Origin of the sequence: Rhodopseudomonas boonkerdii, assembly GCF_021184025.1 — a bacterium.
GTDB classification, from domain to species: domain Bacteria; phylum Pseudomonadota; class Alphaproteobacteria; order Rhizobiales; family Xanthobacteraceae; genus Tardiphaga; species Tardiphaga boonkerdii.
This window is the reverse complement of record NZ_CP036537.1, coordinates 147812-174054: the sequence shown is the minus strand read 5'-3', so window position 1 is coordinate 174054 and position 26243 is coordinate 147812. Positions and strand designations below refer to the sequence as shown.

Here is a 26243-nt window from a genome sequence, read left to right as displayed (position 1 = left end):
ACCATCGGCGGCGTGGCCGTTCGCTTGCGGGCGCCGATTGTGTGCTGCATCAATGCCGGGCTTATAGAATCTTTCTAGAGGCACCGCCACAGCGACAATCGTTTGCAGCCCTGCGAAATGGTGCAACAACGCCGCGGGACTTCTGAACCAAATCAGTGGGCTATGGAAGGGTGACGATGCGGCTGGCGGGCCAGGGATTGCGGTGCGTGCGCGCAGGCCGCGAGGTGTTTGCAGGCCTCGATTTCGAGGCATTGGCGGGCGAGGCGGTGGCGGTGGTGGGTCCCAACGGCGCCGGCAAGACGTCCCTGCTGCGGCTGATTGCGGGGCTGCTTATGCCGTCTGGCGGAACGATTGCGCTGGCGGGCGGCGACGTCGAGCTGAGCGTCGCCGAGCAGGCCCACTACCTCGGTCATCGCGACGCCCTGAAGCCGGCGCTGACGGTGGCGGAAAACCTTGGTTTCTGGGCCGAATTCCTGGGCGGCGCGGCCTCGGAGCCGTCTGCTGCGCTGGAGGCGGTGGGGCTCGGCCACGCCGCTCAGCTGCCGGCGGGCGTCCTGTCCGCGGGCCAGCGGCGTCGGCTTTCGATCGCCCGGCTGCTGACGGTCAAGCGCCCGATCTGGTTGCTGGACGAGCCGACCTCGGCGCTGGATGCAGGCAGCCAGAAGGTGTTTGCAGGGTTGATGACGGCGCATCTGGCCGGCGGCGGCCTGATCGTGGCGGCGACCCATACGCCGCTCGGGATCGCGGCGCGGGAATTGCGTGTCGGGGGTGAGGCGTGAGTCCCATCGCAGCAAAGATGCAATCGTGCTCGGCCAGTTGTGCCCCCCCGCGGGGGGGAAGGAAGCTACCGAGCGTCTGGCATCGGGAGCGCCTCTCATGACCGCGCTGCTCGCCATCGCCCGCCGCGACATCCGCATCGCGCTGCGCGTCGGTGGCGGCGCGCTGATCGGGGTGCTGTTCTTCCTCACCGTCGTCGTGCTGATGCCTTTCGCGATCGGTCCTGATCTCAATCTTTTGATGCGGCTCGGTCCTGCAATCCTCTGGCTCGGCGCGCTGCTGGCGAGCCTCCTCACCCTGGATCGCCTGTTCATGGCCGATCACGACGACGGTTCGCTCGATCTCATTCTGATGAGCCGTACGCCACTGGAATTCACCTGCGCCGCCAAGGCGCTTGCGCATTGGCTGGCCGCCGGCGTCCCGCTTGTCGTCGCCACGCCGGTGCTCGGCCTGCTCCTCAATCTCGACGCCACTGCGACGCTATCCGTGGCGCTGACGCTGCTGGTCGGCACCCCTGCGCTGACCTTCACCGGCATGATCGGCGCCGCGCTGGCGGTGACGCTGCAGCGGGGCGGCCTGCTGCTCGCCGTACTGGTGCTGCCGTTGTCGATCCCGGTGTTGATCTTCGGCGTTGCCGCATCGAATGTGGCCATCGCCGAACAGGGCACGATGGCGTTCGGAACGCCGTTCTCGATCCTGTGCGCAATCTCGCTGGCGAGTCTCGTGATCGGACCATTCGCCGCGGCGGCAAGCCTGCGGCATGGGATGGATTGAGCGAGGCCGATCCATGGCAACCCGCGGTGAATGAGAATAAGTTGCATTGATCGCGGGCGCGGCCGCGACTAGTGGAAATGCCATGACGCTGACCGAACTTGCCAACCCGACCCGGTTCCTGTCCCTCACGACCCGCATTCTGCCATGGCTTGCGATGCTCACCGGCGCGCTGCTCGTGATTGGCCTCTATCAGGCCGTGCTGGCGCCGGACGACTACCAGCAGGGCGCGACGGTCAAGATCATGTTCATCCATGTGCCGAATGCCTGGCTGGCGATGTTTGTCTGGGGCGTGATGAGCGTGGCCTCGCTGGGCACGCTGGTGTGGCGCCACCCGCTCGCCGATGTCGCCGCCAAGGCGGCGGCGCCGATCGGCGCGGCCTTTACGTTTCTCGCACTGGTGACGGGTTCGCTGTGGGGCCGGCCGATGTGGGGCACCTATTGGGAATGGGACGCCCGGCTGACCTCGGTGCTGATCCTGTTCCTGATGTATCTCGGCCTGATCGCGTTGTGGCGCGCGGTGGAAGATCCCTCGCGCGCGGCCCGCGCCGCCGCCGTGCTGACGCTGGTCGGCGCCATCAATATCCCGATCATCAAGTTCTCCGTCGACTGGTGGAATACGCTGCACCAGCCCGCCTCGGTGATCCGCATGGGCGGCTCGACCCTCGACAAGTCCTATCTTTATCCACTGCTCGTCATGGCGGTGGCATTCTCGCTGCTGTTCGTCACGCTGCATCTCGCCGCCATGCGTAACGAGATCATGCGCCGCCGCCTGCGGGCGCTGCAGATGCTGCAAGCCTCGAAGCCGGTGGCGCCGCCATGATGTCGCTCGGCCCCTACGCCTCGTTTATCGTGACGTCCTACGCGCTGGTCGCGGCCGTTGTGCTGATCCTCATCGCCTGGATCGCCCTCGATCATCGCCGCGTCCGCGCGAAGCTGCATGCGCTCGAAGAGGCCGGCATCGCACGTCGCTCCGGCCGTGGCGCTACGGATCTGAAATGAGCGAGATCGCGACCACAGCCCCGAAGCGCCGCTGGGTGCTGGCATTGCCGCTGGCGGTCTTCGCCGCGTTGGCCGCATTGTTCTGGTTTCGGCTCGGCGTCGATCCGCAGCGGCTGCCGTCGGCACTCATCGGCCGACCGGCGCCGCAAACCGCATTGCCGGCGCTGCAGGGGCTTCATGAAAGCAGCGCGCCGGTTCCCGGTCTCGATCCTGCGGCCTTCATGGGCAAGGTCAGCCTCGTCAATGTCTGGGCGTCATGGTGCGTGCCGTGCCATGAGGAGGCGCCGATCCTCACCGAGCTCGGCAAGGACACGCGGCTGCAGCTGGTCGGTATCAACTACAAGGACAATGCCGACAACGCCCGCCGCTTTCTCGGCCGTTACGGCAATCCATTCGGCATCGTCGGCGTCGACGGCAATGGCCGCGCGTCGATCGAATGGGGCGTCTATGGCGTACCGGAAACCTTCATCGTCGGCCGCGACGGCAAGGTCGTTTACAAGCTCGTCGGTGGTATCAATCAGGACAATCTCGCCAAGGTGCTGATGCCGGAAATCGAGAAGGCGCTGAAGGCTGGTAGCTAGTCTCCGTCCCTCATCCTGAGGAGCGCGCAAAGCGCGCGTCTCGAAGGATGGCTACAGACTCGGGAGCCAGGCCATCTCATGGTTCGAGACGGCGCTCCGCGCCTCCTCACCATGAGGGGCGGAGTTGAGCTACTAAAAATAAATTTCAGCTTTTATCTGCGGTTCATTTTGGCGCCATGGCTCCGCCATGAATGAACATCTCAATCGGTTTGTTACTTAACTGTCCTGGAGGGACAAACCGATGCGTTACTTCAAGCTTGCTACACTGACCGCTGTCGCTCTCTCGCTCGGACTGGCCGCCACTGCGCCTTCGATGGCGCAAACGGTGCAGCCAGCCACACCTGCCAGCAAGATGGCCCCCGTCGCTGCGCCGAAGGCCGCCGCACCCGCGGCCACGACAGGCGCGGCATCGGCAAAGACCGATCTCGTCGATATCAACTCGGCAACGCCCGAGGCACTGGAAGCGCTGCCGGGCATCGGCAAGGCCTATGCGACTGCCATCGTCAAAGGCCGGCCGTATAAGGGCAAGGACGAACTGGTGCAGAAGAAGATCGTGCCGGAAAAGACCTATGACGGCATCAAGGACAAGGTGGTCGCGAAGCAGAAGAGCTGAGCGCTCTCATGAGCACAACGCATCGGCGCATCCGCGCCGGTGCGTTGTTTCTGTGCGGACCGTTCAGCGATCCAGCACGCAGTCCTTCACCGCGTCGCCGAGCGCCGCGAAATCGGTCTTGCGCGGCGATGTCCTGCGGAAAGCAAGACCGATCGTGCGGCCGGGCTGCGGATTTTCGAGCCGCAGGAATTTCACACGGGTGTCGCGCTGTTCGACATCGGCGGCGATCTGCGGGATCAGCGTCACGCCATAGCCGCTTGCCACCATCTGGATGACCGTGGACAGGCTCGACGCGGCGAAGGCGGTGCCCGCTGCGGTCATGCCACCGCGCGCGGTGGCGCAGAAGGCCAATGCCTGATCGCGGAGGCAATGTCCGTCTTCGAGCAGAATGAGTCGGCTCTGATCGATCTCCGACGCCTTGATGCGCTGCTCCGCGGGCCGCGCATCATTGGCCGGCACCGCCAGCAGGAAAGTGTCGTCGAACAGCTTCAGCGTTTCGATCTCCACCTCGCCGAGCGGCAGCGCCAGCATGGCGACATCGAGCACGCCGCTCTTCACGTCGTCGACGAGCTGGCGCGTTTGTGTCTCGCGTAGTTCGAGCCGGAGCTCGGGAAACTGCTTCTGCAGCGCCGGCAGAATGCGCGGCAGGAGATAGGGCGCCAGCGACGGGATCACGCCGAGTGTCAGCCGTCCGGTCAGCACGCCGCCGCGATGCCGGGCGAAGTCGACGAGATCGCGGGATGCCGCCAGCACGTCCTCGCCGCGCCGTGCCACCTCACGGCCGACATCGGTGAGGATCACCTCGCCTGGCCGCCGTTCCACCACCTGCACGCCGAGCGTCCGTTCGAGATCGCGGATCTGCATCGACAGCGCCGGCTGGGTCACGGCGCAGGCCTCGGCGGCGCGGCCGAAATGGCCGTGTTTGGCGAGCGCGGAGAGATAGCGAAGCTGGCGCAGGGTGATCATTCTCAATCAGATAAACTGATCGAAAGCCGAAGACAATTCGACTGGACCTGATCTAAGAAAGCTTCCAATCTGTCGTCACGAATTTCCGCCATGGTGGGCGCTCGCCTGCCGCCGAAATTCGTCAGGCAATTGAAAAGATAGAGCTTTTGGAAAATTGAGTGGTTTTGGCGCGGTGATCCCCGGATCGCTGCGGGCCGCTCGCCAACAGCCGAAGGAGAACGAGATGGACGCGAAGACTGATGGCGCCGGCAAGTGCCCGGTGATTCATGGAAGCAAGGGCCAGAACAATCGCGGCTGGTGGCCGGAGCATCTCGATGTCGGCATTCTCCACACCAACCATCCCTCGGCCGATCCGATGGGCGAGGCGTTCGATTACGCCAAGGAATTCGAGAAGCTTGATCTCGATGCCGTCATCAAGGACCTGACGGCGCTGATGACCGATTCGCAGGACTGGTGGCCGGCGGACTTCGGCCACTATGGCGGCCTGTTCATCCGCATGGCCTGGCATTCGGCAGGCACCTATCGCATCACCGACGGCCGCGGCGGCGCCGGCCAGGGCCAGCAGCGTTTCGCGCCGCTGAATTCGTGGCCCGATAACGTCAACCTCGACAAGGCCCGCCGCCTGCTGTGGCCGATCAAGCAGAAATACGGCAACAAGATTTCCTGGGCTGATCTGATGATCCTCACCGGCAACGTCGCGCTCGAATCCATGGGCTTCAAAACCTTCGGTTTCGCCGGCGGCCGCGCCGATGTGTGGGAGCCGGAAGAACTCTATTGGGGTCCGGAAGGCACCTGGCTCGGCGACGAGCGCTATAGCGGCGAACGGCAGCTTGCGGAGCCGCTCGGCGCCGTGCAGATGGGCCTCATCTATGTCAATCCGGAAGGCCCGAACGGCACGCCAGATCCGCTCGCTTCGGCGCGCGATATCCGCGAAACCTTCTTCCGCATGGCCATGAATGACGAAGAAACCGTGGCGTTGATTGCCGGCGGTCACACCTTCGGCAAAACCCACGGTGCCGGCGATGCATCGCTGGTCGGTGTCGATCCGGAAGGCGCCGAGCTGGAAGCCCAGGGCCTCGGCTGGAAGAGCAAGTTCGGCACCGGCATCGGCGGCGATGCCATCGGTAGCGGCCTCGAAGTGACCTGGACGCAGACGCCGACCAAGTGGAGCAACCATTTCTTCGACAATCTGTTCAAGTACGAGTGGGAACTGACCAAGAGCCCGGCCGGCGCGCATCAGTGGGTGGCGAAGAATGCGACCGCGGATATCCCGCATGCGCATGACGCGTCGAAGAAGCTGCTGCCGACCATGCTCACCTCAGATCTCGCGCTGCGCTTCGATCCGATCTACGAAAAGATCTCGCGCCGCTTCTACGAGAATCCCGATCAGTTCGCCGATGCCTTCGCCCGCGCCTGGTTCAAGCTGACCCATCGCGACATGGGGCCGTTCGTGCGTTATCGCGGCAAGCTGGTGCCGCAGGAAGAACTGATCTGGCAGGATCGCGTTCCGGCCAACGACAAGCCGGCTCTCGGTGACAAGGACATCGCCGATCTCAAGGCGAAGGTTCTGGCCTCGGGTCTTTCGGTTTCCGAACTCATCGGCACCGCCTGGGCGTCGGCCTCGACCTTCCGTGGCTCTGACAAGCGCGGTGGTGCCAACGGCGCGCGGGTCCGCCTCGCGCCGCAGAAGGACTGGGAAGTCAACCAGCCGGCGCAGCTCGCCAAGGTGTTGGGCAAGCTGGAAGCGATTCAGAAGGAGAGCGGCAAGATCTCGCTCGCCGACCTGATCGTGCTTGCCGGTTCGGCTGCCGTGGAAAAGGCTGCGAAGGATGCGGGCGTCACGGTCACCGTGCCGTTCCTGCCGGGCCGTGGCGATGCGACCCAGGACCAGACCGACGTGCAGTCGTTCGCGCCGCTCGAGCCGCGCGCCGATGGCTTCCGCAACTATGTGAACAGCAAGAAGACGCAGTTCATGAAGCTGGAGGAAGCGCTGGTCGATCGGGCGCAGCTGCTCACCCTCACCGCGCCGGAAATGACGGTGCTGGTCGGCGGCCTGCGCGTCCTCGGCGCCAATGTCGGCGACAGCAAGCATGGCGTCTTCACCTCGAAGGTGGGTACGCTGACGAACGACTACTTCGTCAACCTGCTCGACATGGGCACGGTGTGGGCGCCGAACGGCGAGAACACCTATGAAGGCCGCGACCGCAAGACCAATGCGGTGAAGTGGACGGCCACCCGTGTCGATCTGATCTTCGGCTCCCATGCCCAGCTGCGTGCGATTGCCGAGGTCTATGGCTCCAGCGACGCCAAGGAGAAGTTCGTGAAGGACTTCGTCAAGGCCTGGACCAAGGTGATGAATGCGGACCGCTTCGATCTCGCCGACAAGCCGAAGACGCTGCAGGCAGCCGAGTAGGCAACCACTGCGCACCTAACAACGAAGCCCTCGCGACCATGTCGCGGGGGCTTTTTCTTTTCCGTTCCACTCCGTCCTCATGGTGAGGAGCGCGCAACGCGCGCGTCTCGAACCATGGCCACGCACGCCGAGCCAGGGCATCTCATGGTTCGAGACGGCGCTGCGCGCCTCCTCACCATGAGGGATTGTGTTTGGTTCACCGCCTTGCGCCGTTCGTCGAATCCTCGCAGAACTATCTTCTCCAAAACGGGAGGTGTCCGATGATGAAACTCTACTGGTCGCCGCGTTCGCGATCGTTCACTGCTCTGTGGTTGATGGAAGAGACCGGCGTTCCCTATGAGCGCGTGCTGATCGACATCCAGAAAGGCTCGCAGCGCACGTTGGAATTCCTTGCAGTGAATCCAATGGGCAAGGTGCCGGCGCTGCAGGATGGCGAGGCCACCATGGCGGAAGCCGCGGCGATCTGCACTTATGTTGCCGAGCGCTATCCCGAAGCGAAGCTTGCTCCGCCGCTGGGCGATTCCCATCGCGCCAAATATCTCTATTGGCTGTTCTTCGCGCCGAGCTGCATCGAGCCGGCCATCGTGCAGATCGCCACCAAGATCGAGATGAATACGGTCGCAGCAGGCTGGGGCGATGCGCAGCGCGTGTTCGATGTCCTCGAAGCCGCGCTGGAAGAAGGTCCGTGGATTCTCGGCGAGCAGTTTTCGGCCGCCGACATCGCCATCGGCTCCGGCCTGAATTTTGCGATCCGCCTGTTCAAGATGGTGCCGTCGCGTCCGGCCTTCGAACGCTATCTGGACCGCTGCGCCGCGCGTCCGGCCTTCAAGCGCGCCGAAGAATACGCGTCGGGCGAGAAGCTGGATTGAAGACATCGTGTCCGGACGCGGTGCAATGCGTAACGTTGCTCCGCAGAGCCGGGACCGTATCAAACGCGGGAGTTCGTAACGATCCCGGCTCCGCGAGGCGGCACTTCGTGCCGCATCGCGTCCGGGACAAAATTTGAGTTTCGATTCACGCCACCGAGGCGAACAGCGCGGGATCGAAGCGGCCTTCATATTCGAAGGTCGCGCCGCCGGTCATGAGCACGTGGTCGTCGCTCTCGCGCCAGTCGATCACGAGGTCGCCGCCGGGCAGGGTCATATGCACCTTGCGTTCGGTTCGGCGCAGGCGCGCGGCCGAGACGGCCGTCGCGCAAGCGGCCGTGCCGCACGCCTTGGTGAGGCCGGCGCCGCGTTCCCAGGTACGCATCACGATATGCTCGCGGTCGACGATATGGGCGAGGGTGATGTTGGCGCGTTCCGGGAAAATCGGATGGTTCTCCAGCAGCGGTCCGAAGCGTTCGAGGTCGTAGGCGTGGATGTCGTCGACCCAGAAGATCGCATGCGGATTGCCCATGCTCGCCACCGAGGGCGTGTGCAGGATCGGGGCGTCGATCGGGCCGATCTGCAATTCGATGCCGCGGGTGTCGCGGAATTCCTCGGCGAGAGGAATGTCCTGCCAGCCGAACTTCGGAATGCCCATGTCCACCGTGAAGGTCTCGCCGTCCACGCTGCGCCAGCAATTGATCAGGCCGGCCCGGGTCTCGAATGTGAGGCCGGTCTTGTCCGTGCCGGCAAAGGTCTGCTGCGCCACGCAGCGCATGCCGTTGCCGCAGGCGCCGGCTTCGGAGCCGTCATTGTTGTAGATCGAGACGAAAGCCTCGGTGCCGGGCAGGCGCGGCTTCGTGAGCACCATCAGCTGGTCATAGGCGATGCCCGCGGGGCCGGCCACGGCGCGCGCATCGGCCGGGGTGATCGGCGCGGTGGTGTCCCGCATGTCGATCACGACGATCTCGTTGCCGATGCCGTTCATCTTGGCGAAGGAGTGGTTGGCCAGCGCGCTCATGGTTTGTCCTGATGTTGCCCGCTTTATATGGCGAGACGGGCCGCAATGGCCAGTGCGGCCATTGGCGACGCATGTTACCATCGGTATCTGTTCGCCGCGCCGGCTGCCATTGGAGACTTCCTGCATGTTCCGCTCCCTGTCCCGCTTCGCCACTGCCGCCGCGCTGACCTCGGCCGCCGTGCTGTCGCTGAACGTTGCAGTCTGGGCGCAATCGCCGCCTGCCACGCCCCCGGCCGAGACGAAGCCCGCGGAGACGACGCCCACTCCGTCGGCCCCGGCGCCGACCCCGGCTGCGCCTGCGGCCCCCGCCACACCGGCCGCCCCCGCAGCACCAGCCGCTCCGCCCGCTGCCGCCGAGGCGCCCGCTACCCCTGCGACGCCGGCACCGGCACCGGTCCAGGCCGCCGATCCGTTCGGCGAGGAAAACACGCTGACGTCCAGGCAGGTGCTCACTTATACGGGCAAGGCGAACTGGGACTCGGCCTTCGACACGCTGATGGATGCGTTCAAGCAGCTGACCACGTTCCTGGACAAGCAGAAGGTCAAGCCGTCGGGCAATCCGCTGATCGTCTACACCTCCACCGACGACACCGGCTTCACCTTCTTCGCGGAGATGCCGGTCGATCAGGAGCTGAAGAATCTTCCGAAGAACATGAGCATGGGCAAGTCACCGGAAGGCCGTGCGCTGAAATTCGTCCATCGCGGGTCCTACGACAACATGGACAACACCTACGAGGCGATCACCAACCACCTCGACGACAAGAAGCTGGAAGCCAAAGATACGTTCATCGAGGAATACATGACCGATCCGCTAAAGACCGCGGAAGACAAGCTGGTCATCAATGTCTTCGTGCCGCTGAAGTAGTTTGGTCATAAAAGAGCCTCGTCATAAAAGAGCCTTGGACGATGCCGACAAACCCCGCATGAAACATCATCTGACACTCGCCGCTTTCGGCATTGCGCTTATCGCCACGCCCGCCTTCGCACAGGCGCCCACGCCACCGATGATCACGGTGTCCGGTGAAGGTACCGTCTCGGTGCCACCGGATCTCGCACTCGTCGATGGTGGCGTCACCTCGGAGGCCAAAACGGCGCGCGAGGCGTCGGAGGCGAACAACGCCGCGATGGCCAAGGTGCTGGCTGCGCTGAAGGGCGCCGGCATTGACGAGAAGGACATGCAGACGTCGCGGCTGTCGCTGTTTCCGCAATATGCGCAGCAGACCAGGCCCAATCCCGGCCCGAACGTCATCACCGGCTATCGTGCCAGCAATCGCGTGACGATCCGTGTGCATGACGTGACCAAGGTCGCGAGCACCATCGATACACTGGTGACCTCTGGTGCGAACGAGGTTGGCGGCATCAATTTTATCGTGACCAAGGCGTCGCAACTGCTCGACGACGCGCGGACGCAAGCGATTGCCGATGCGCGCCGCAAGGCCGAGCTCTATGCGAAAGCTGCCGGCGTCACGCTCGGCAAGCCGATCAACATTTCCGAAGATGGCGCCAATCCGCCGCCGATCCCGATGATGGCGCGCAAGGCCTCCGCCGATTTCGCCTCGGCGCCGGTTGCGCAGGGCGAAGAGACGTTGCGGGTGAATGTCAGCGTGAGCTGGGAGATCAAGTCGGGGCAGTGATGTTCTTGTGCCGGACGCGAAGCTTCGCTGCGAGGGCGGCGTGCTGCGTCGCGTCCGGGACGAACATCTAAATCTCGAACACTTGACCGGGCTTCAACGTCACAAATCTGTCCTGAGGCATCTCCGCCGCCGCGAGCGCGGCCGTCAATCCTTTCACCGGCCCGTCGATCGCCTCGTCCGTCAGCTGAAACGTGGAGTGGTGGCTTGCGAGTGCCTGCCGCGCGCCGCAGTCGTTCAGCGCCTTCACGGCGTCTTCCGGGTTCATATGCTGGTCTTTCATGAACCAGCGCGGCTCATAGGCCCCAATGGGGAGAATCGCGAGCCGGATATCGCCATGCGCTTCGCGCACGCGGCGAAAGTGCCCGCCGTCGCCATAGCCGCTGTCGCCGACGATGTAGAGCTTGCCGCTCGGCGTCTCCAGCACGAAGCTCGCCCACAGGCAGCGGTTGCGATCGAACAGGCCGCGTGCCGTCCAGTGCCGCGTCGGCACCAGCGTCGCCGCAACGCCGTTGCCGAGCTCAACGCGATCCTTCCAGTCATAGGCCTCGGCTTTGATGGCGCTGTCGCCGCTTGTCATGGTCACGTCGTTGCCCAGCGGCGTGATCACCCGCGGTGCGAAACTCGCCTGCAGCTTCGACAACGTGGGAATGTCGAGGTGGTCGTAATGCCCGTGCGAGACCAGCACGACATCGATTTTCGGTAGTTTGTCGAATGCGATGCCCGGCGCGTTGTGACGTTGCGGTCCTGCGAAGGAGAACGGCGAAACGCGGTCCGACCACACCGGATCGAACAGGATGTTGATTCCCGCCGTCTGGATCAGCCAGGAGGCATGGCCGACATAGGACAGCCTGATGCCGCTCTCGACCTTCGCTGGCGGGGTGTCGGCGAATTCGTTCTCCACCCAGTCCGGCCAGACTTCCCGCTTGCGCCCGCCGCCGAACTGCCAGCGCAGCACTTCGCCGAGCGATTTCGGCGGCGCGCCATCGGGATCGAAGAAAACCTTGCCGTCGAAATGGTCCGAGACGGGGCCGGTGTAATTGGGCATGCGGGAAATCCAGAAAGCCGAGACACCGGTGGCGGTGACGGCGCCGATGGAGGCGAGAAGCTTGCGGCGGGAAATCATGCGAGGAACAGCGGTGAGTGATTGCTCACATGTAGTTCCGGAGCGGCAATTTGCCAAACGTCAAAGATGCAGTCAGGGAAATCCCGAGAAAGCTGTTTTTAGACAATAGCTTGCCTGCCCCCGAGGGGCGCGCGCGGCCGAAATTCCTTGACTCCGCCCACCTCCGGCCGTAAGTCCCTCGCAAATTCTCGGAAAGTCTTCTTTTCGACCCGCCGACCGGACCGAGAGTCCGGAGGTCAACGCCCGACAGCGCGATGCGCCCTCGGGCGCGAAAGTGTTTTGTTCATCGCCTTTCCCTCGGGGATGGCATTCGGAAGCGGTACGCGATGTTCGACAATCTGTCGGAACGGCTTGGCGGAATTCTCGATAAGCTCACCGGGCGCGGTGCGCTGTCGGAGGCTGATGTCGATTCCGCGATGCGCGAAGTGCGCCGGGCGCTGCTCGAGGCCGACGTCGCGCTCGAAGTCGTCCGCTCCTTCACCGATCGCGTGCGTGAGCAGGCCATCGGCGCCACCGTCGTCAAGTCGGTCAAGCCCGGCCAGATGGTCGTCAAGATCGTCCATGACGAACTGGTCAAGACGCTCGGCGCCGAGGACGAGGGCGGCCTCGATTTCAACGCCGTGCCGCCGGTCGCCATCATGATGGTCGGTCTGCAGGGCTCCGGTAAGACCACGACGACCGCAAAGCTCGCCCGCCGCCTCACCCAGCGCGACAAGCGCAAGGTGCTGATGGCTTCGCTCGACGTCTATCGTCCGGCCGCCATGGAGCAGCTCGCGGTGCTCGGCCGCGATCTCGACGTGCCGACCCTGCCGATCGTCGCCGGCCAGCAGCCCGAACAGATCGCCAAGCGCGCGATCGAAGCCGCGAAGCTCGGCGGCTACGACGTCGTGCTGCTCGACACCGCCGGCCGCACCACGCTCGACGAAGACATGATGCAGGAAGCTGCGACCATCAAGTCGACGGCCAATCCGCATGAAGTGCTGCTGGTCGCGGACTCGCTGACCGGTCAGGACGCCGTCAATCTCGCGCGCTCCTTCAACGAGCGCGTCGGCCTCACCGGCATCGTGCTGACCCGCGTGGACGGCGACGGCCGCGGCGGCGCCGCGCTGTCGATGCGCGCCGTCACCGGCAAGCCGATCAAGCTGATCGGCACCGGCGAAAAGACCGATGCGCTGGAAGATTTCCATCCGAGTCGTATCGCCGGCCGCATTCTCGGCATGGGCGACGTTGTCTCGCTGGTCGAGAAGGCTGCCGCCAGCATCGACGCCGAGAAGGCCGCGCGCACCGCCGAGCGCATGCGCAAGGGTCAGTTCGATCTGAACGACATGCGCGAGCAGCTCATCCAGATGACCAATATGGGCGGTCTCTCCGGTCTGATGGGCATGATGCCCGGCATCGCCAAGATGAAGAACCAGATCGCCGCTGCCGGTCTCGACGACCGCGTGGTGAAGCGCCAGATCGCCGTCATCGATTCCATGACGCGTCAGGAGCGCAAGTCGCCCGATATCCTCAAGGCCAGCCGTAAAAAGAGGATCGCCGCCGGCGCCGGCCTCAAGGTCGAGGAAGTCAACAAGGTGCTGAAGATGCACCGGAACATGGCCGATATGATGAAGGCCATGGGCTCCGGCAAGCGCGGCCCGATGGCCGGCCTCGCCCAGGCGATGGGGTTCGGCGGCGGCGCCATGCCGTCGCCCGAGCAGGTCAAGGCGATGGCCGAGAAGCTGCCGCAGGGGCCGGGCGCGCTGCCTGAATTGCCGAAGAATTTCCCGGGCCTGCCAGGTCTGGGCAAACCGACGCTGCCAGGCCTTGGAAAACCAGGTCTCGGCGGCTTTCCCGGTTTCGGGAAAAAGAAATAACGAACTTCACATCACATTCGAACGAATACCCAGGAGCTTTACATGTCCGTCGTTATCCGCCTCGCCCGCGCAGGCACCAAGAAGCGTCCCGTCTATCACGTCGTCGTCGCCGACTCGCGCTTCCCGCGCGATGGCCGCTTCATCGAGCGTCTCGGCTACTTCAATCCGCTGCTCGCCAAGGACAACGAGCTGCGCCTGAAGCTCGACATGGAGAAGGTGAAGTCCTGGCTCGCCAAGGGCGCCCAGCCGTCGGACCGCGTTGCCCGCTTCCTCGATGCCGCCGGCGTCAAGAAGCGCGAGCCGCGCAACAATCCCGAGAAGGCCGTGCCGCGCAAGGAGCGCAAGGCCGCCGAAGCCGGCAAGTAAGACGTGACCTCAGCGCAAATCTGCGTCGCGCGCATCGGCGCGCCGCATGGGGTGCGCGGTCAGGTCCGGCTATGGACCTTTACGGAAGATCCGTATGCCGTGCTCGACTACGGGCCGCTTGCCACGAAAGACGGCAAGCGGACCATCGAGATCGACAACGTGCGTGAGGCCAAGGGGCATCTGGTGGCGACGCTGAAAGGCGTCACCGATCGCGATGCCGCCGCCCGCCTCAATGGCGTCGAGCTTTTTGTGGCGCGCGATGCGCTGCCCGACACCGAGGACGGTGAGTATTACCACGCGGACCTGATCGGACTCGCTGCGGAGACTGCCGCGGGCGAGGCGATCGGCCGTGTCGTCGCGATGCATGATTTCGGCGCCGGCGACATCATCGAGATCGCGCCGCCTTCGGGGCCGACATTGATGCTGCCGTTCACCGATGCCGTGGTGCCGACCGTCGATATCGCGGGCGGCAAAGTGGTGATCGAAATGCCGGGCGAGATCGATGGCGACGATCCCGCCGCGGCTGAGGACTAAAGTTCAGCTCCTCGTGTCCCGGACGCGGTGCGGCGCTCTTGTGCCGCTTCGCAGAGCCGGGATCGCGGCAAACGCTGGCGTCTGGCACGGTCCCGGCTCAGCAGCCCACCACGTCGTGATGCACTGCGTCCGGGACACGATTTCTTAGCTCGCCAGTGCTTCCCTGATCGTCTCTGCAAACGATGTCGTCTTCCGTCCGATCAGCTTGCCGAGGGTGCGGCTGTCGTCGAACAGTGCGCCGTCCGCTGCCGCCGTATCCGACGTCGCAATCAGCTCCGCAAGTTCTGGCGGCAGCCCCGCCCCGAGCAGCGCCGCCTTGAAGTCGGCTTCGGGTAGGCGGACATAGGCAACAGTCTTGCCGGATTGTTTTGTGATCTCCGCTGCAAACTGCTCCAGCGTGAAAGCCTCGTCGCCGCCCAGCTCATAGACCTTGCCGGCGTGACCTTCTTCCGCGAGCACGGCCGCCGCCGCGGCAGCATAGTCTGCGCGCGATGCCGATGCGATGCGGCCATCGCCGGCGCTGCTGATGAGCGCATTATGCGCCAATGCGGCGGGGATCGAGGCAGTGTAGTTCTCCGTGTACCAGCCATTACGCAACAGCACGAAGGGCACGCCCGAGGCGCGGATCAGCTCTTCCGTCGGCAGATGCTCCAGTGCGACCGAGAGTTTCGACGTGTCCGCACGCAGCACGCTCGTATAGGCGATCAGCTTCACGCCGGCGCGCTTGGCCGCCTCGATGGCATTGCGGTGCTGCGCCACGCGCTGGCCGAGTTCGTTCGAGGAGATCAGCAGCGCGCGGTCGATGCCCTTGAAGGCGGCGTCCAGCGTCTCCGGCTTGCTGTAATCGGCCGCGACGACGGTCACGCCCTGCGCGGCGAGATCGGCGCCTTTGGCCGGATCGCGCATGCCGGCGACGATCTGGCTGGCGGGAACGCGCGCCAGCAGCGCGGCGATGGTGAGGCGGCCGAGCTGGCCATTGGCTGCGGTGACGAGAATACGGTGGTTCGACATGCTGGATTCCTATATGGTCTCTGATGAACAGTAAGTCTTGAATAGAGACCGCATCCCGTTTCCGTAAGGAGGCAGGTTTTTCTCGCCAGGTTACCTGCAGGTGACCTCCCTCCGGCCCCTAGGAGTCTTCCGATGCCCAATGATGCGCCCCTGGCGACCCGTTTCGAGGAATGGCAGGCCCAGGGCTTCGATGCCGAGGGCTGTCCGGTCCGCAATGTGCTGGACCGCATCGGCGATAAATGGACCTCGCTGCTGCTGGTGGCGCTGGCTGCAAAACCGCGCCGCTTCAGCGAACTGCAGCGCGCCGTGCCGGATATTTCCAAGCGGATGTTGACCCAGTCGCTGCGCGATCTGCAGCGCGACGGGCTGATCACGCGCCACGTCTTCCCGACCAAGCCGCCATCGGTCGAATACCGCCTGTCGCCGCTCGGCCAGTCCGCAATGGCGCCGCTGGCGAGCTTGATCGACTGGGCCGAGCGCAGCTTTGCCGAGATCAAGGCCTCCCGCACCGCCTTCGATGCGGCGGACACCAGCGAATATATTTCGGCGGCTTGAGAAGGCGCCGTCCTACAATTTCGGCTTTAGGTGTCAAATACGCAGGCTGCTTACTACGTTGGCCGATCTGTTCAATCGAGCTATCCGCAATCGCCTAAATGTTCGAAGTCGTAGCGGGTGGAAGGGCGCAACGTCGGGGTTGCCGATTTCTTTGAGCATCAGAAATGGAAATTTCTGCTCGCGCCCATTCGCGTCAATAAACACAAAGACAGCGCGCAGCTTCCCATGAATGAAGCAGGGCTGGCCGCCCGACGGATTTCCGTTAGTATCCAGACACTTCCAAAGCCAGCCTTTTAGCGGATTCTCCGGTGTCGTTTTCTCGATGACGGGTAGCGAGAATTTGAGATTCTTAGCGCGCAACTGTGTGTCGCCAAGGTACAGACGCTCTGGCTCGCTCCATCCAGCTCGAGATATAGAGGTTCGCCAATAGCTCAGGTCCACAAAAATCCCGAGCTGGCATCCTCCCACAGCGGGGGTTATTACAAGGGACATGATCCTCGCGGGATCCGAGGGGACAAGCCGCAAATCAGATATCCAATTGTCTGATGGCGGATGGTGTTGTCCTCCCCTCGTTATCGGTTCCGACGGCGAATTCTCGCTGCCGTCGTGGTTAGCGAGAAATGGTTGCCGAGACGGCCATGATAACCAAATAAGGAATCCCGTCAGCACAGAAGCGAGAACTGCCGGTACCCAAGATGGCGTCGAGAATAGCCAATTTAGAACACCCGGTAGCCGCTCAACTAATTGATTGTAATCGTCACCGACGGTCGTAGCCCCTACAAGGGCTACAACGCCCTTAACGGTCAGCCACGTGTAAAAGAAGACCGTGGCGAGAAATGTCGCGATCCGTGCTAATCCGAGACGCAGCCTTGTCATTTTGGCAGATTGCACCAGCCAAAATCGGTTGTGTAGTCATCAATAGCACCCGGCGTACGCCTTTGTGGGTTAGCTGCCTAAAGTCGGAAGGCACGGATACGCGGGGCAAGCCCGCGCATGAAGGCACCGCGTTTGACGCCCCGCACGCAACGCGCGATGGAGAGCCATGACCTCCGTATCATCCCCCTGGCGCGCCACCGTGCTGACGCTGTTTCCCGAGATGTTTCCGGGGCCGCTGGGCATCAGCCTCGCGGGCCGCGCGCTGGCCTCCGGCCTCTGGTCGCTGGAAGCACGGGACATCCGTGCGTCCGCCACCGACAGGCATCGCAGCGTCGATGACACGCCGGCCGGCGGCGGGCCGGGCATGGTGCTGCGCGCCGATGTGCTGGCCGCGGCCATCGATGCCGTAGAGGCCGCAGCGGAGCGCCCCAGGCTGATGATGAGCCCGCGCGGTCGGCCGTTGACCCAGTCGCGCGTGGCGGAACTCGCCGCCGGGCCGGGGCCGCTGATCGTCTGCGGCCGTTTCGAGGGCATCGACCAGCGCGTCATCGACGCCCGCGGGCTCGAGGAGGTCTCGATCGGCGACTACGTGCTCTCCGGCGGCGAAATCGCCGCGATGACCCTGATCGACGCCTGCGTGCGGCTGCTGCCGGGTGTGATGGGCAAGCTCGAATCCGGCTCGGACGAGAGTTTTTCCCATGGGTTACTGGAATACCCGCAATACACCCGTCCGCAGGTGTTCGAAGGCCGGCCGATCCCGGATATCCTGCTGTCCGGCGATCACGCCAGGGTCGCCGCCTGGCGGCTGGCCGAAGCCGAGGCCTTGACTGAGAAACGGCGGCCCGATCTGTGGGCAGCCCGTCCGAAAGCCCCGGAATCGGGCAGGAAGCGAAAATCGCCAAAATTCACGACGGACGGGTGACAACGGCTTCGCTTTGCTGTAGAGCAGCGCCACATCCGTGCAATGGCAGGGTAAGAATTTCGCGCGCAGCCCGCGCCGACGTCTGGGCGCGCCGCCGATGGAGATTTCGATGAACCTCATTCAGACGCTCGAAAAAGAGCAGTTCGACCGCCTTTCCGCAACCAAGTCGATTCCGGAATTCGGTCCCGGCGATACCGTCATCGTCAACGTGAAGGTTGTCGAAGGCGAGCGCACCCGCGTGCAGGCCTATGAAGGCGTCTGCATCGGTCGCAACGGCGGTGGCATCAATGAGAGCTTCACCGTTCGCAAGATTTCGTATGGCGAGGGTGTCGAGCGCGTGTTCCCGCTGCTGTCCCCGATGATCGACTCGATCAAGGTCGTGCGCCGCGGCAAGGTGCGTCGCGCCAAGCTGTATTACCTGCGCGATCTGCGCGGCAAGTCGGCCCGCATCACCGAGAAGAAGACCGAGCGTCCTGCGAAGGCCAAGGTCGCGGCTGCTGCCGAGTAATCTGTCGCGTCACGCGAGGATTTCTGGTTTCGGAAAAGCGCGGCGCAAGCCGCGCTTTTTTGTTGCGCCGATGCGGCATGCCTCTGCCGCATTGGCGTTGCGTTCCCCCGATGCTATATGACTGGAATGTTTCTAGACCTGCACCAGCATGCGTTGCGCATCGTCATCGACGATCACAGTCGGCTGCCCGGTCGCTTCTTCGGTCGCTTCACGACCTCGATCGTGGGTGCGCTTAGAAGCGCGTGAGCCATCTCACGCGTCACGCCGTCCGTTTCTCGGTTGCGCGCCATGTGCCGTCATCGCGGCAGATTTTCCGGCAGCGAAACTGATCCGAAATTTCCAAGTCAGGCCCAATCAAAATGACAACATCCAAGCCGACCACTTTGTACGACAAGATCTGGAACGACCACCTCGTCGAGGAAGCCGCCGACGGCACCTGCCTGCTCTATATCGACCGCCATCTGGTGCATGAAGTGACCTCGCCGCAGGCTTTCGAAGGTCTGCGCGCCGCCGGCCGCAAGGTGCATGCGCCGTCGAAGACGCTCGCGGTGGTCGATCACAACGTGCCCACCACCGACCGCACGCTGCCCAATCCCGATCCGGAAAGCGCCGAGCAGATCAGGACTCTGGCAGAGAACGTCCGCGAATTCGGTATCGAATATTACAACGAGTTCGACAAGCGCCAGGGCATCGTCCACGTCATCGGCCCCGAGCAGGGTTTTACGCTGCCGGGCACCACCATCGTTTGCGGTGACAGCCACACCTCCACGCACGGGGCCTTCGGCGCGCTCGCCCATGGCATCGGGACGTCGGAAGTCGAGCATGTGCTGGCAACGCAGACGCTGATCCAGAAGAAGGCGAAGAACATGCGCGCCGTCGTCGACGGCAAGCTGCCCGATGGCGTCACCGGCAAGGATATTATTTTGGCCATCATCGGCGAGATCGGCACCGCCGGCGGCACCGGCTATGTGCTGGAATATGCCGGCGAGGCGATCCGTTCGCTGTCGATGGAAGGCCGCATGACGGTCTGCAACATGTCGATCGAAGGCGGTGCCCGCGCCGGCCTGATCGCGCCGGATGAAGTGGCCTATGAATTCCTCAAGGACCGCCCGATGGCGCCGAAGGGCGAGATGTGGGACCGCGCGGTGCGCTACTGGGACACGCTGCGCTCGGACGAAGGCGCGCATTTCGATCACGAGATTCGTCTCGATGCCGCCAAGCTGCCGCCCATCGTCACCTGGGGCACGTCGCCGGAGGACGTCATTTCGATCACCGGCAAGGTGCCGGATCCGGCCGACATCGCGGACGAAGCCAAGCGCCTCTCCAAGGAGCGCGCGCTGGCCTATATGGGCCTCACCGCCGGCACCAAGATCACCGACATCAAGATCGACCGCGTCTTCATCGGCTCCTGCACCAATGGCCGCATTGAGGACATGCGCGCCGCGGCGAAGATGGTCGAAGGCAAGACCATCAACGGCAATGTGTCGGGCATGATCGTGCCGGGCTCGGGTCTGGTGAAGGAGCAGGCGGAAGCCGAAGGTCTCGACAAGATCTTCATCAAGGCCGGCTTCGAATGGCGCGAGCCCGGCTGCTCCATGTGCCTGGCGATGAATCCGGACAAGCTGAAGCCGGAAGAGCGCTGCGCCGCCACCTCGAACCGCAACTTCGAAGGCCGTCAGGGTCACAAGGGTCGCACCCATCTGGTGTCGCCGGCAATGGCAGCGGCTGCCGCCATTGCAGGTCATTTCGTCGATATTCGCGAGTGGCACTGACCATCATCGCTGGATGAACTAACAAAACGGCCCGCATCGACGGGCCGTTTTCGTCGTGCGGTGACGATACGTGTCGTCACGAGAACAACCCATATGCGAGCAATTCAAGGCGATTAGCGCCGCGCTTGTATTTTCGTTGGATTGCTCTATGGTGCCGCGATATTCGATTTGACGGCTCTGACTTCGCCGATAGCTGCAGTAGCAGCCCTTCGCCCAAGACTTCGCTGAGATTGGATAGTTCCACACGGAGGTCGTGTGGAACAACACACAGTCATGCCTGCATCGTGTTGATGCATCCAAATCGGCAGGCTGTTCTTGGAGAAGTGTGATGACGACCGGTACCGTGAAGTGGTTCAACAGCGACAAAGGCTTTGGTTTCATTCAGCCGAACGATGGCAGCAAGGATGTGTTCGTGCATATCAGTGCCGTCGAGCGCGCCGGCCTCAGCGGCCTGAATGAAGGCCAGCAGGTCAATTTCGAACTGAAGACCGACAAGATGCGCGGCAAGGTCAGCGCCGAGAATCTCTCGCTGGCATAAGCCGGAACCTCAAGTTTCGGTCGGCGCTCGTTTCACGGATGTACTGAACGGTAGCCTGGAGAACGTCCCGCTGGAAACGGCGGGGCGCTTTTTTATGCGCGAATCAAACGCCCGGTGCTCGATCGCGCGGTGTTTGGCCGTGCGCGCGTCGTTTTGAAGTTGCATGCTGGTGGCTGCTTCTGTTTTTCTGGCAGCCCATGCCGCGCTCTCGAATCCTGCCCGTACCGATTGATCAGCTTTCCGCCCGTCGCATCTGGCTTCGCGCCCAGCGGCTCGATGAGCGCGCGCCGTTCGGCGAGGGGCCGGAGGCGGTGGCGCGGGCCGTGGCGCATCTCGGCTATGTGCAGATCGACACCATCAACGTCATCGAGCGCAGCCACCATCACATTCTGTTCGCGCGCATTCCGGGTTATCGACGCGTCGATCTCAAACAGGCGCAGTCCATCGACAAGAGCGTGTTCGAATATTGGACCCATGCGCTGGCCTATGTGCCGACGGCAGATCTGCGCTTCTTCATTTCCGACATGAAATACTATCGCACCAACGGCCATGGCTGGTTTGCCGCGGTAACGCCGGCGGACAAGCGCAAGGTGATGCGGCTGGCGAAGGCCGGGCCGCTGTCGATCCGCGATATCGAGGACGACGTCTTGCGCGAGAAGGATCACGAATGGGCCAGTCGCAAGCCGTCCAGGCGCGCGCTGCAGCTGGCGTTTTTCGAAGGGCATCTCACGGTCTCCGAACGCACCGGCATGCTGAAGACCTACGATCTCCTGCTCCGGCATTTCGGTTGGGATCGCTTGCCGAAAGCCGCGACGGCCAATGAGAGATTCGCCTATCTGCTCGATCGCGCGTTGCGGGCGCAGGGCATCGTCAGTCTGGATTCGATCTGTCATCTCGATGCGCCCTCGAAGGCCGGTGTACGCAAGCTGATCGAGGCGCGCATGCGCAAGGGCGAATTGCTGCCGGTCGCCCTCGAAGGCGCCGGCAAGCAGGAACACTGGGCGACGCCGGAGATCATCGAGGCGACGGAGAACGAGCCGCATGGCCTCGTCCATCTGCTGTCGCCATTCGATCCGCTGATCATCCAGCGCAAGCGCACGCATCTCGTTTTCGGTCACGACCACCGCTTCGAAGCCTATGTGCCGAAGGAGAAGCGCAAGCTCGGCTATTTCGCGCTGCCGGTGCTGGTGGATGACAAGATCGTCGCGGCGATCGATCTCAAGGCCGACCGGCAGAATCGCAAGCTGTTGCTGCAGCAATGGAGCTGGGTCGGCGAGGGCGCGGACAAGAAAGCGCCGCGCAAGGAATGGAAGCGGCGCATCGAGGACGAGCTGCACCGCTTCGAGGCGTTTCAGCTGGGTGAATAGGTCGTAGGGCGGATGAGCCGAAGGCGTCATCCGCCGGCCGAATTCATGGTGCAGACTCCGCGGCGGATTACACTTCGCTCATCCGCCCTACGTCACAGTTCACCAATACACGTTGAACCGGTGGTGATGCCGATGGTGCCAGTGGCGATGATACCACGGGCGATAGCGGCAGATCTTGCGCGGACCGTAATAGGTCCAGATCACGCGGCAGAAGCGGCGCGGGCCGTAATAGTAGCTCGGTCCATAGTAGCGCGGGCCGTAATAGCCGTAATAGCGCGGCCCGAAATAGCGATGGCGGTGGAAGTGGCGGCGATGGCTGTAAAAAGCGGGCGCGTAGACGCCGCGTCGCGCGAAAGCCGGTCTGCTGTAGCGGATGGCGCCGCCATGAAAGGCCGGCCCGTGCCGAAATCCGCCGCCCGCGAAAGCGGGCCGATGGAAGCCGCCACCATGAAACGCATGCCCGCCGCCGCGGAAACCTCCGCCATGGAAACCGCCGCCACGGAATCCTCCGCCGCCGCGGAAGCCGCCTCCGCCGCCATGACCGCCGCCATGGCGCACCTGCGTCGTGAGCGCGTCGCGCGCCTGTTTGGCGGCCGGCGCCATGGCTGGGTTGCTGAGTGACAGCGCTTGTGCGGTGGATGTCAGCGACAGCACGACGGTAGCTGTTGCGGCGAGGCCGAGCGTGCGTGCCATCACGCTTCGGATCGCGGATGTTCGATCTGTTGTCATTGCGATCATCCTCCCTGTCGCGCAGCGGCCATGGTCGCTGCAGATGAGAATCTGCACGCGTCGGCCCTGCGTGACCTGTGCGCCCTTGATGCGCAGGCTAGGAGCGATGATCTGAACGCGCCATGAATAAGCGCGTCAAAATGAAACGGGCGCCGTGAAGGCGCCCGTCGTGATCGTCTTGCGATGTGGCTGGCTTACCAGCGGCCGAACGAAAAGCCGACGCTGATCGGCCCGCCGACGGCGAAGCCCGGGCCGTAGCCATAGCCATAGGGCCGGTAGCCGTAGCCGCCGTAATAGGCCGGACGATAAGCATAGGGGCGCCCGTAATAGGCCGGGCCGTAATAGGACCGGTAGTACGGCCGATAGCCATAGCCATAACGCGGCCCGTAATACGGCCGATAGCCGTAGTGACGGTGACCCCAATGGCGGTGATGGCCCCAATGGCGGTGGCCATGGAAGTGATGCCGATGCCCGTGGTGACGATGTCCGTGATGGCGATGCTGCGAGCTGAAGTCGGTCACGCGCGCTTTGTCTCCCGCCGCGGCCTTGGCAGGCGATGCGGCCATCGCCGGCGCTGCTGCGAAGATGCCGCCGAGCGTAACGGTTGCAGCCATCAGAGCTGCGCCTACCCATGTTCTCATGATTGTCCTCGTTGAAGTCTGTCTGTCGCCTTGATCCGTCAACGCGTCAGGATGATCCGATTTCCCGCGACAAGGAGACGCGGCGGGTTGCGCGATGTGGAACGGTCCGAGTGACAGCCGACGCATGTTGCGGTTCGGCTGTCACGCCAGAGCGGTTCCAATCAGCGCCAGTGGCGGCGATGATGATGGTGGATGTGCGGGCGATGCACATGGTAGTGGCGGCGCACATGGTGCGGGCGATGCCAGCCATGGTGACGGCGCACATGATGGTGCCGGTGACCGTGGTGGTGATGGCGGCGATACTGCACCTGGGTCGTCAAGCCTTCACCTGCGCCTTGCACGGTTGTGGCAACGCCGGGATTGTTGAGCGAGACCGCGTTGGCTTGCTGGGCCGGTGCAGCCACGAACATCAGGCCGGCGATGGCGGCGAGGCCGAAAAGTTTTTTCAGGTTCACGTGTTCTCTCCTGGATTCCGCGGGCATCTGACTGTGCACGCTGCACGGGGCTCATTGCCCATGCGGGAACGCTAGGTTTCGGGAGCTGAACGCGAAATGAACATGTGTCGCGCGATATGTCGCAGGGTTCTTTGTCGCGGCGACGGAACGAAAGCGCAGGTGACAGCCAAGCTGATCGGCCTTCGATGAAACGGATGCCGTTTCAGCCGCGGCGCCAGTAGCAGTTCATGCGCGGCACGATCACGGTGCCGCTGGGGCGATACTCCTGCACGAGATTGGCCGTGCAATCGCGCACCGCATTCGGTCCGGGGTTGTAGCGGGGATAGACGCCGCGGGTGTCGTCGTCGCGATAGATGCGCACGCGCGGACGGCCGCTGCTGCTCTGGGCGGAGATGTCGGTCGAGCGCTGCGCAGCCGGCGCGGTCTGCGCGATTGCGCCGTCCAGCGAGAGGCCGCCGAAGGCCAGCGTCGCCACCGCCAGTGTCGCTGTCATGATCCGCATGCTACGCCCCAAAACCACCGTCGTGAGCATGACCCGAAAAGTGGATACCGGTTCTCGGATCGGGTCATGCGTCTCTAGAAAACGACCGCAAAGTCTCCGATTGACGCCCGCGCGTCAACCGCGCCGGGCCGCCTTGCCAACAGAACGGGATCGGCTAGACAGGAACCCATGTGGCATCAGGCAAAAGCTCCCGACCTCGCCGAGATGGAAGAGATGGCCCATGCCATGCTCGCCCTCCTGCCGGAGGAATTTCGCAGGCTGTGCGCGGGGGTGATCGTCAGGGTCGACGATTTCCCCACCGACGAGGTGCTGGAGGAATTGCAGGCCGAGACCGAGTTCGATCTGCTCGGCCTGTTTCAGGGAGTCGGGCTGCCGTTCCAGTCCCATGACGTGTCGGGCCAGATGCCCAATATGATCTGGCTGTATCGCCGCCCGATCCTCGATTACTGGGCCGGGCACGACGAAACCCTCGGCCATATCGTCCGCCACGTCCTCGTCCACGAGATCGGCCACCATTTCGGCCTGTCCGACGACGACATGGAGGCCATCGAGGCGCAGGTGACGGACTAGGGCCTCCAGCTCCGTCCTCACGGTGAGGAGGCCTGGCGGCGCAATTGCGCCGCTGCGCGGCTCTGGATGAGAACGGGGGCTGACCTGATCCCAGCACTGCAGAAATGCAGCTTGGAGCGTCCGCCCGATCCGGCTAAAAAGCTCCTTCAATTCCGAGGACACGCCATGGACAAGTTCACCACGCTGGAAGGCGTCGCTGCGCCGATGAAGGTCATCAATGTCGATACCGACATGATCATCCCGAAGCAGTATCTGAAAACCATCAAGCGCACCGGTCTCGGCAAGGGCCTTTTCTCGGATGCCCGCTATAACGACGACGGCAGCGAGAATCCCGCTTTCGTGCTCAACAAGCCGGCCTATCGCCAGGCGAAAATTCTGGTCGCCGGCGACAATTTCGGCTGCGGCTCGTCGCGCGAGCATGCGCCCTGGGCGCTGCTGGATTTCGGCATCCGCTGCGTCATCTCCACCTCGTTCGGCGACATCTTCTACAACAACTGCTTCAAGAACGGCATTCTGCCGATCCGCGTCTCGCAGAAGGATCTCGACGCGCTGTTCGACGATGCCGAGCGCGGCGCCAATGCCACCATCACCATCGATCTGCCGAACCAGGAGATCCGCGGTCCCGACGGCGGCACGGTGAAGTTCGAGATCGACCCGTTCCGCAAGCACTGCCTGATCAACGGTCTCGACGATATCGGCCTGACGATGGAAAAGAAGACCGCCATCGACAGCTACGAAGAGAAGCTGAAGACCGAGCGCGCCTGGGCGTAAGCGTGCCTTTGTCACCGCGCAGCGCAGCTGCGTGGTGAGAGGGAGCGCCACGAACGCCAATGTCGTAGGTCCCATAGGGCCCCATCAGGTCATTCCGGGGCGCTCGCGTCAGCGAGCGAACCCGGAACCTCGAAGTGAGGATCACCTCCCTCCTCGCGCGAGGGCAGAGGTGACCGCCACTGCAGGATGCCGGGCTCCGGCGTGCGGCGCCGGTCCGTCCCCGGAATGACGCAGCATGTCGTTCCTATTTTGTTCTTGACAATATTCCTCTCATTGCCCTATATCTCTCCCGTCTTGTTCGCGAGGGGCGCTCTCATGAGGCGTCTTTGAGCGGGGCGAGATGCGGCGCCTGCGGGCGGGGGAGGACGTATCCCTCGCACTCGGGGGGCCTGGGGTCACCGTCCGGGCCCACTACGGGGCTCTGCCGCTTGCGGCTGGACGGGTGCGGATGACGGCTGGCGAAAGCCGGTCCGATGGCAGGGCACCTGCCAGCTTCCAGTACC

The 26243-nt window shown here is 63.6% G+C and carries 30 protein-coding genes; 22 read left to right on the top strand and 8 right to left on the bottom strand.

What is annotated here, in order from left to right; genetic code table 11:
- Positions 1–176 precede the first annotated feature (176 nt).
- The 6 genes from ccmA to E0H22_RS00775 all read left to right on the top strand — a co-directional run bounded on the left by ccmA (position 177) and on the right by E0H22_RS00775 (position 3744).
- Positions 177–779: a heme ABC exporter ATP-binding protein CcmA gene (gene ccmA / locus E0H22_RS00800; RefSeq protein WP_233023888.1), complete on the top strand. Its 603-nt coding sequence runs from the start codon at positions 177–179 to the stop codon at positions 777–779.
- A 97-nt stretch (positions 780–876) separates the two neighbouring features.
- Positions 877–1551: a heme exporter protein CcmB gene (gene ccmB, locus E0H22_RS00795; RefSeq protein WP_233023887.1), complete on the top strand. Its 675-nt coding sequence runs from the start codon at positions 877–879 to the stop codon at positions 1549–1551.
- Positions 1552–1633: 82 nt separating this feature from the next.
- Entirely contained in the window at positions 1634–2371 is a 738-nt protein-coding gene (locus E0H22_RS00790) for a heme ABC transporter permease (protein WP_233023886.1), read from the top strand.
- Positions 2368–2550: a heme exporter protein CcmD gene (ccmD, locus tag E0H22_RS00785; protein ID WP_430715195.1), complete on the top strand. Its 183-nt coding sequence runs from the start codon at positions 2368–2370 to the stop codon at positions 2548–2550. Before E0H22_RS00790 ends, ccmD begins: the two co-directional genes overlap by 4 nt.
- Positions 2547–3131: a DsbE family thiol:disulfide interchange protein gene (locus E0H22_RS00780; RefSeq protein ID WP_233023885.1), complete on the top strand. Its 585-nt coding sequence runs from the start codon at positions 2547–2549 to the stop codon at positions 3129–3131. The genes ccmD and E0H22_RS00780 overlap by 4 nt, the downstream gene beginning before the upstream one ends.
- A gap of 241 nt (positions 3132–3372) precedes the next feature.
- Positions 3373–3744 carry a ComEA family DNA-binding protein gene (locus E0H22_RS00775; RefSeq protein WP_233023884.1) on the top strand — a complete coding sequence of 124 codons (372 nt, stop codon included), beginning with the start codon at positions 3373–3375 and terminating at the stop codon, positions 3742–3744.
- Positions 3745–3807: 63 nt separating this feature from the next.
- Here the strand turns inward: E0H22_RS00775 and E0H22_RS00770 are convergent, their stop codons facing one another.
- A complete protein-coding gene (locus E0H22_RS00770) occupies positions 3808–4710 on the bottom strand; it encodes a LysR substrate-binding domain-containing protein (protein WP_233023883.1) in 903 nt (300 codons plus the stop codon).
- A 223-nt stretch (positions 4711–4933) separates the two neighbouring features.
- On the opposite strand from E0H22_RS00770, the gene katG reads away from it, so the two are divergent.
- Together katG and E0H22_RS00760 are read left to right on the top strand one after the other, a co-directional pair.
- Entirely contained in the window at positions 4934–7123 is a 2190-nt protein-coding gene (gene katG / locus E0H22_RS00765) for a catalase/peroxidase HPI (RefSeq protein WP_233023882.1), read from the top strand.
- A 260-nt stretch (positions 7124–7383) separates the two neighbouring features.
- Complete coding sequence (locus tag E0H22_RS00760) at positions 7384–7992, top strand: glutathione S-transferase family protein (RefSeq protein ID WP_233023881.1); 609 nt, start codon at positions 7384–7386, stop codon at positions 7990–7992.
- 145 nt (positions 7993–8137) lie between these two features.
- On the opposite strand, the gene dapF is transcribed toward E0H22_RS00760, so the two are convergent.
- A complete protein-coding gene (gene dapF, locus E0H22_RS00755; RefSeq protein ID WP_233023880.1) occupies positions 8138–9010 on the bottom strand; it encodes a diaminopimelate epimerase in 873 nt (290 codons plus the stop codon).
- A gap of 124 nt (positions 9011–9134) precedes the next feature.
- Here dapF and E0H22_RS00750 point away from each other — a divergent pair, with 124 nt between their 5' ends.
- Together E0H22_RS00750 and E0H22_RS00745 are read left to right on the top strand one after the other, a co-directional pair.
- The gene (locus E0H22_RS00750; RefSeq protein ID WP_233023879.1) at positions 9135–9875 is read left to right on the top strand and encodes a GyrI-like domain-containing protein; all 741 of its coding nucleotides are present in this window, start codon (positions 9135–9137) and stop codon (positions 9873–9875) included.
- A 58-nt stretch (positions 9876–9933) separates the two neighbouring features.
- A complete protein-coding gene (locus E0H22_RS00745; RefSeq protein WP_233023878.1) occupies positions 9934–10644 on the top strand; it encodes an SIMPL domain-containing protein in 711 nt (236 codons plus the stop codon).
- A gap of 67 nt (positions 10645–10711) precedes the next feature.
- Here E0H22_RS00745 and E0H22_RS00740 read toward each other — a convergent pair whose 3' ends face one another.
- On the bottom strand, positions 10712–11767 hold the full coding sequence (locus E0H22_RS00740; protein WP_233023877.1) for an MBL fold metallo-hydrolase: 1056 nt from the start codon (positions 11765–11767) through the stop codon (positions 10712–10714).
- 326 nt (positions 11768–12093) lie between these two features.
- Between E0H22_RS00740 and ffh the strand changes: the two genes are divergently transcribed.
- From ffh to rimM, 3 genes are read left to right on the top strand one after another with little or no spacing between them, the layout of a single operon-like run.
- Positions 12094–13623, top strand: a complete 1530-nt coding sequence (ffh, locus tag E0H22_RS00735) for a signal recognition particle protein (protein WP_233023876.1) — start codon at positions 12094–12096, stop codon at positions 13621–13623.
- A gap of 42 nt (positions 13624–13665) precedes the next feature.
- Positions 13666–13989 (top strand): 30S ribosomal protein S16, encoded by a 324-nt coding sequence (gene rpsP, locus E0H22_RS00730; RefSeq protein ID WP_233023875.1) that lies wholly within the window; start codon positions 13666–13668, stop codon positions 13987–13989.
- A gap of 3 nt (positions 13990–13992) precedes the next feature.
- The gene (rimM, locus tag E0H22_RS00725; RefSeq protein ID WP_233023874.1) at positions 13993–14523 is read left to right on the top strand and encodes a ribosome maturation factor RimM; all 531 of its coding nucleotides are present in this window, start codon (positions 13993–13995) and stop codon (positions 14521–14523) included.
- 144 nt (positions 14524–14667) lie between these two features.
- Here rimM and E0H22_RS00720 read toward each other — a convergent pair whose 3' ends face one another.
- A complete protein-coding gene (locus E0H22_RS00720; RefSeq protein WP_233023873.1) occupies positions 14668–15534 on the bottom strand; it encodes an SDR family oxidoreductase in 867 nt (288 codons plus the stop codon).
- 132 nt (positions 15535–15666) lie between these two features.
- On the opposite strand from E0H22_RS00720, the gene E0H22_RS00715 reads away from it, so the two are divergent.
- From E0H22_RS00715 to E0H22_RS00690, 7 genes are all read left to right on the top strand, one after another.
- Positions 15667–16089: a winged helix-turn-helix transcriptional regulator gene (locus E0H22_RS00715; RefSeq protein WP_233023872.1), complete on the top strand. Its 423-nt coding sequence runs from the start codon at positions 15667–15669 to the stop codon at positions 16087–16089.
- A 1042-nt stretch (positions 16090–17131) separates the two neighbouring features.
- Positions 17132–17887: a tRNA (guanosine(37)-N1)-methyltransferase TrmD gene (gene trmD / locus E0H22_RS00710; RefSeq protein ID WP_233023871.1), complete on the top strand. Its 756-nt coding sequence runs from the start codon at positions 17132–17134 to the stop codon at positions 17885–17887.
- A gap of 109 nt (positions 17888–17996) precedes the next feature.
- A complete protein-coding gene (gene rplS / locus E0H22_RS00705) occupies positions 17997–18395 on the top strand; it encodes a 50S ribosomal protein L19 (RefSeq protein ID WP_211911229.1) in 399 nt (132 codons plus the stop codon).
- Between the two features lie 117 nt (positions 18396–18512).
- Positions 18513–18641, top strand: coding sequence for a hypothetical protein (locus E0H22_RS25905; RefSeq protein WP_256438178.1), 129 nt, complete (start codon positions 18513–18515; stop codon positions 18639–18641).
- 113 nt (positions 18642–18754) lie between these two features.
- Positions 18755–20167, top strand: coding sequence for a 3-isopropylmalate dehydratase large subunit (gene leuC / locus E0H22_RS00700; RefSeq protein ID WP_233023870.1), 1413 nt, complete (start codon positions 18755–18757; stop codon positions 20165–20167).
- A gap of 328 nt (positions 20168–20495) precedes the next feature.
- Positions 20496–20705 carry a cold-shock protein gene (locus tag E0H22_RS00695; protein ID WP_233023869.1) on the top strand — a complete coding sequence of 70 codons (210 nt, stop codon included), beginning with the start codon at positions 20496–20498 and terminating at the stop codon, positions 20703–20705.
- Between the two features lie 197 nt (positions 20706–20902).
- A complete protein-coding gene (locus tag E0H22_RS00690; RefSeq protein WP_233023868.1) occupies positions 20903–22072 on the top strand; it encodes a winged helix-turn-helix domain-containing protein in 1170 nt (389 codons plus the stop codon).
- A gap of 99 nt (positions 22073–22171) precedes the next feature.
- On the opposite strand, the gene E0H22_RS00685 is transcribed toward E0H22_RS00690, so the two are convergent.
- From E0H22_RS00685 to E0H22_RS00670, 4 genes are all read right to left on the bottom strand, one after another.
- Complete coding sequence (locus E0H22_RS00685; protein ID WP_430715194.1) at positions 22172–22801, bottom strand: hypothetical protein; 630 nt, start codon at positions 22799–22801, stop codon at positions 22172–22174.
- 194 nt (positions 22802–22995) lie between these two features.
- Positions 22996–23415 carry a hypothetical protein gene (locus E0H22_RS00680; RefSeq protein ID WP_233023866.1) on the bottom strand — a complete coding sequence of 140 codons (420 nt, stop codon included), beginning with the start codon at positions 23413–23415 and terminating at the stop codon, positions 22996–22998.
- 188 nt (positions 23416–23603) lie between these two features.
- The gene (locus tag E0H22_RS00675) at positions 23604–23897 is read right to left on the bottom strand and encodes a hypothetical protein (RefSeq protein ID WP_233023865.1); all 294 of its coding nucleotides are present in this window, start codon (positions 23895–23897) and stop codon (positions 23604–23606) included.
- Positions 23898–24099: 202 nt separating this feature from the next.
- The gene (locus E0H22_RS00670; protein ID WP_430715193.1) at positions 24100–24399 is read right to left on the bottom strand and encodes a hypothetical protein; all 300 of its coding nucleotides are present in this window, start codon (positions 24397–24399) and stop codon (positions 24100–24102) included.
- A 168-nt stretch (positions 24400–24567) separates the two neighbouring features.
- Here E0H22_RS00670 and E0H22_RS00665 point away from each other — a divergent pair, with 168 nt between their 5' ends.
- Together E0H22_RS00665 and leuD are read left to right on the top strand one after the other, a co-directional pair.
- A complete protein-coding gene (locus E0H22_RS00665; RefSeq protein ID WP_233023863.1) occupies positions 24568–24969 on the top strand; it encodes a metallopeptidase family protein in 402 nt (133 codons plus the stop codon).
- A 165-nt stretch (positions 24970–25134) separates the two neighbouring features.
- Entirely contained in the window at positions 25135–25740 is a 606-nt protein-coding gene (leuD, locus tag E0H22_RS00660) for a 3-isopropylmalate dehydratase small subunit (protein ID WP_233023862.1), read from the top strand.
- Positions 25741–26243: the final 503 nt, after the last annotated feature.